Source organism: Aquitalea palustris (assembly GCF_003693445.1).
Classification (GTDB): domain Bacteria; phylum Pseudomonadota; class Gammaproteobacteria; order Burkholderiales; family Chromobacteriaceae; genus Aquitalea; species Aquitalea palustris.
Genome location: NZ_RFAR01000109.1, coordinates 1 through 4,745 on the forward strand (window position 1 = coordinate 1; position 4,745 = coordinate 4,745).

Annotated in this window: 4 protein-coding genes; all 4 read left to right on the forward strand. The window is 60.3% G+C overall.

The features are described from left to right. The first annotated feature begins 170 nt into the window (after nt 1-170). The 4 genes from EAY64_RS18900 (at nt 171) to EAY64_RS18915 (ending at nt 4,698) form a co-directional block, all read left to right on the forward strand. Nucleotides 171-755, forward strand: a complete 585-nt coding sequence (locus EAY64_RS18900; RefSeq protein WP_103526264.1) for a response regulator transcription factor — start codon at nt 171-173, stop codon at nt 753-755. 88 nt (nt 756-843) lie between these two features. Continuing rightward, a complete protein-coding gene (locus EAY64_RS18905) occupies nt 844-1,350 on the forward strand; it encodes an RNA polymerase sigma factor (protein WP_158604735.1) in 507 nt (168 codons plus the stop codon). Continuing rightward, the gene (locus tag EAY64_RS18910; RefSeq protein WP_103526266.1) at nt 1,347-2,246 is read left to right on the forward strand and encodes a FecR family protein; all 900 of its coding nucleotides are present in this window, start codon (nt 1,347-1,349) and stop codon (nt 2,244-2,246) included. Before EAY64_RS18905 ends, EAY64_RS18910 begins: the two co-directional genes overlap by 4 nt. Before the next feature lie 82 nt (nt 2,247-2,328). Next, a complete protein-coding gene (locus tag EAY64_RS18915) occupies nt 2,329-4,698 on the forward strand; it encodes a TonB-dependent siderophore receptor (RefSeq protein ID WP_103526267.1) in 2,370 nt (789 codons plus the stop codon). Nucleotides 4,699-4,745 lie beyond the last annotated feature (47 nt).

Genomic DNA, 4,745 nt, shown 5'->3' on the forward strand with positions numbered 1-4,745 from the left:
ATGCGGTGATCGAGGAGAGCCTGCATCACGATGATTGATTCACAGTAAGTGTTGTACAGGGCGACGCAGCATGTGCTGCGTCGCTTTTGTGCGGTATGCATGGCAGGTGGTATGCCAGGTGGCTTGCCATCCGATGGGCGTGAAGGAATGAATGATGGGGAGGAATTGTCATGACGGTTTTGTTGGTTGATGACGATGTCGATTTTTGCCAGGTACTGGCGCGCTCCCTGCGACGGCACCAGCTGGATGTGCTGCTGGCACACAATGGCCGCGATGCCTTGTGCCATGCTGCCGACAGCTGTGAACGCATCATCCTGGATTTGAATCTGGGGGGTGAAAACGGGCTGAAGCTGCTGCCGGATCTCAAGGCACATTATTCTCGCAGCCAGATCCTGGTGCTGACGGGTTATGCCAGCATTGCCACCGCAGTGGAGTCGGTCAAGCTGGGGGCCATGCAGTATCTGTCCAAGCCGGCCTCGGTGGACGACATTCTGGCGGCCTTCAGCCAGAGGGAGCCGGATCCCGACTTGCCGATTGCCGATCGGCCGGTATCGGTCAGGCGGCTGGGCTGGGAGCATGTGCAGCGCATCCTGCTGGAGCACAATGGCAATGTTTCTTCCACTGCCCGCGCACTGGGCATGCACCGTCGCACCTTGCAGCGCATGCTGGCCAAGCATCCGCCCCCGGTGGCGCAGGCTTTGTCTGGTCGAGGTGCTCCGCCACGGCCTGGCGAGGCAGAGGATGGCGTTGAGTAGCCAAACAGTCGGCCTGTGACAATTTGCCACATGGTGGCGCCGCTGGCCGCCATCTATGATGTCGGGATTTGCCAGTCTGGCTGCTGCCATGCCTATTGCTGCCGACATTGCTTCCTTGTATTTGAACCATATTGTCGAACTGCGCCGCTACCTGAGTGGCAAGGTAGACAGTACCGCCCTGGCCGACGATCTGGCCCATGAAACCTTTGCCCGTGTCCTGGCAACGGACAAAGCGCTGGACGGTGTGCGTCAGCCGCGCGCCTTGCTGTTCTGCATTGCCCGCAACCTGCTGATCGACCACTACCGGGGCAAGGCGGCCCATGCCGGGGTAATGGTGCCGCTGGAGTCGTGTCAGCAACAGCCATCCGCCGCCCCCTCTCCCGAACGCATCGTGCTGGCCCGCCAGCAACTGGCCCAGCTGCGCCACGCGATAGACAGCCTGCCGCCACGCTGTCGTCAGGCCTTTGTCCGTTTCCGTTTTGATGGCATTTCGCAAAAAACACTGGCGGCCGAGTTGGGTATCACCCTCAATGCCGTGGAGAAACTGTTGATCCGCGCCATGCTGGCCTTGCGCCAGCAGCTGGAGTGGGCATGAGCCATGAGGCCGATGCCGCAGTCCGCCAACTGCGGGAAGAAGCAGCCCGCTGGTTGTTGCGCCAGCAAGAGGGGCTGACCCCCCAGCAGCAGGCAGAATTCCAGCGCTGGCATGATGCCGCCGCAGAACACCGCCAGGAATACGCCGCCCAGTGCCGCCTGTGGGGTGCCATGGACCAGCTGGCCAAAGCACCCGCGCGCCGACGCGGCCGGGCTGCCAGCCTGGGCTGCCTGTTGCTGGCGGCGCTCGGCGGCTGGACCTTGTTGCACTTGCCGGTGCAATCGGTGCTGCTCACCGCCTACGGACAAGGCAGCAGCCAATACCTGGCCGATGGCAGCAAGCTGACGCTGGGTGGACATAGCCGGGTACGGGTGGATTATCGCTGGGGCGAGCGGCAGTTGGTGGTGGAGCAGGGTATGGCCAGCATCCGGGTGGCACCCAATCCGCGCCCGCTGAAAGTGCTGGCCGGGGCAGGCGAGTTACGCGATATCGGCACCGAGTTTGCTGTGCTGCGCAGCGGGGATCAGGTAGCGGTGCATGTACAGCAAGGGCTGGTGGAGCTGCGTCTTGCCGGCCAGGTGCTGCAACTGGCTGCCGGACAGCAGGCCCGTTATCAGGGCCAGCATCTGACAGGGCCGTTATCCGCGGGCAGCTTTGACTGGCAGAGTGACACCTGGACTTTCAACCACCTGCCGCTGGGGGACTTGCTGCAGGCAGTCAATGGCCAGTCGGCGCAGTCATGGCGGCTGGAGGACCCGTCACAGGCCAGCCTCTTGCTCAGCGGCAGCGTACAGCGAGACGACCGTGACACCTTGCTGAACATGTTCACCAGCATGCTGCCCTTGCAGGCGCAGCGACAGCCGGATGGCACTGTTTTGCTGCGCAGAAAAAAATAAGTGCTGAGCCATGTCAGGTTGTGGACCCTTGTTTCGTCTTCCTTCTTGTCCGTGATGAACACTCAAAAGCAAAGAAACGAAGATGAAACAACGCTATCCATCCATGGGACTGGCCCTGCTGGTTTCCGCCCTGTTTTCCAGTGCCGCTCTGGCGCAAGATGTGACAGTCAACATTCCACCGCAAAGCCTGGCCTCAGCCCTGACCGGCCTGGCCGGGCAAACCGGCCTGCAACTGCTGTTTGCCAGCAATGAACTGGATGGTCAGCGCAGCGCCGGGCTCAATGGCACCATGTCGGCCGAGCAGGCGCTTGCCCGGCTGCTGCAAGGCAGTGGCTTGCAAGCACAAAAAACCGCCAGCGGCAGCTATATCATTGTCAAAGCAGCCAATCCCGCTAATGCACAGCTGATGCCGGAAGTGCTGGTGACGGCCAGCGCACTGGACAGCTACAAGGCCGACAAGGCTGCCATTTTTGGCAAAAAGCCGGTCAGCCTGCGCGAGATTGCCAACTCGGTATCGGTAGTGGGCAAGCAGCAAATGGAAGACCAGCACATGACCACGGTGGCCGATGCCATGCAGCAGGCCACCGGTGTCACTGTCATTGCCAACGACACCCTGAGTAATCAGTACCTGATTCGCGGTTATAACTCGGTCGGGGTGATGTATGACGGGGTGACGTCGTATAACGGCCTGTCGCCCTCGCACCAGTTTGACCTGCCTTTGTATGAAAGCATTGAGGTGCTGCGCGGCCCGGCCGGGCTGCTGCGCGGGGTGGGCGAGCCGGGGGGGATTGTCAATCTGGTAAAGAAAAAGCCGCAAAAAGACTTTGCCGCCAGTTGGGAAGCCAGTGCCGGCTCCTGGAGCAATAACCGTCTGGTGGGCGATGTCACCGGTGCCATGAATGAAAGCGGCACTGTCCAAGGCCGGCTGATTGCCAGCAGCGAAGACCGCGACTATTTTTACGACCACACCCACAGCAACAAGTGGCTGCTGTCCGGCATGCTGCGTTTCGAACTGAGCCCGCAAACCACCTTTGACATCAGCTATACCGGGCAGAACCAGACGGTGAAAGACCCGTGGTCCGGCTTGCCCACTTACACCACCACCGACAGTAATGGTCATTACCAGTTGCTGAAGGTATCGCCCTCTACCTTCAATGCCCCGGACTGGGGACGTACCAGTTACAACACGCAGGAGCTGTCCGCCGCGCTGGAACACAAGTTCGGCAATGAATGGGCCGCCAAGCTGAACGTGAACCACCGGGTGCAGGAGCTGTACTACAAATATGCCTATACCTCGTCCGGCCTGAACCCGCTGACCAATACCATCGACTACAGCACCATGCGCGGTGACTACACCTATACCCGCGACGGCATGGATATAAGCCTGTCCGGGCCGCTGGAAATGTGGGGCCGCAAGCATGACATGCTGCTGGGCTTCAATGTCGATGAATACAATAGCAAGGGCCGTTCCGGTCGCGGGCCGACTTATTCCGGGGTGGACTACGCCAGCGGTAGCAGCTTGGCCGAACCGGTGATCAACTACACCTCCGGCAGCGAAAGCAATACCCGGCAAAGTGGCTTTTATACCCAGGGCCGCCTGCACCTGACTGACGCCACCACCCTGCTGCTGGGGGCGCGCACCACCACCTTCCTGGCCAAGTCGCACAATATTGCCCCGTCCACCGTGACCGACTGGAAAGACGGTGCCAAGGCCAGCAATCGCGTCACGCCTTATGGCGGCCTGCTGTACGACTTCAGCCAGCAAGTGACCCTGTACGCCAGCTATGCCAATATCTTTGTGCCGCAAACCCAGCAAAAGGCGGATGGCTCCACGCTAGACCCGCGGGTCGGTCGTCAGTATGAAGTAGGGGCCAAGGGGGAGTTTCTGGATTCCAGGCTGGGTGCGACCCTGGCCTTGTTCAACATCCGTGACAAGAACCGCGCCTATGCCGACCCGGCCTATCCCAGTTCCAACTACTACCTGAATGCCGGTGAAATCGAATCGCAAGGGGTGGAGCTGGAAGTGCAAGGCAAGGTGAACAGCCGCTTTGACGTGACAGCCGGCTATACCTACATGACCACCACCTATCTGTCCGACCCCAGCAATCAGGGAAAGACCTACTCGATCCAGACCCCGCGCAACCAGTTCAAGCTGTGGAGCAACTACACCTTTGCCGATACCGGCTGGCTCAAGGGCTACTCGCTGGGTGGCGGCCTGATTGCCCAAAGCCGTGCGCAAAGCTCGCGCGGCTGGTCGGACGAGGTGGTGAACAGCGGCTATGTGGTGGCCAATGCCCGTATCGGCTACCAGTTCAACAAGAACTACAGCCTGGCGCTGAATATCAACAATCTGTTTGATACCCGCTACTACGCCTCGGTGGGCACGCCCAATATCTACAACTTCTATGGCGAACCGCGCAATGTCATGCTGACCCTGCGCGGCAAGTACTAAAAGCCGCTAACAAAACCTCGTAGAGCACCCGAGTCAAGGCGCGCCGA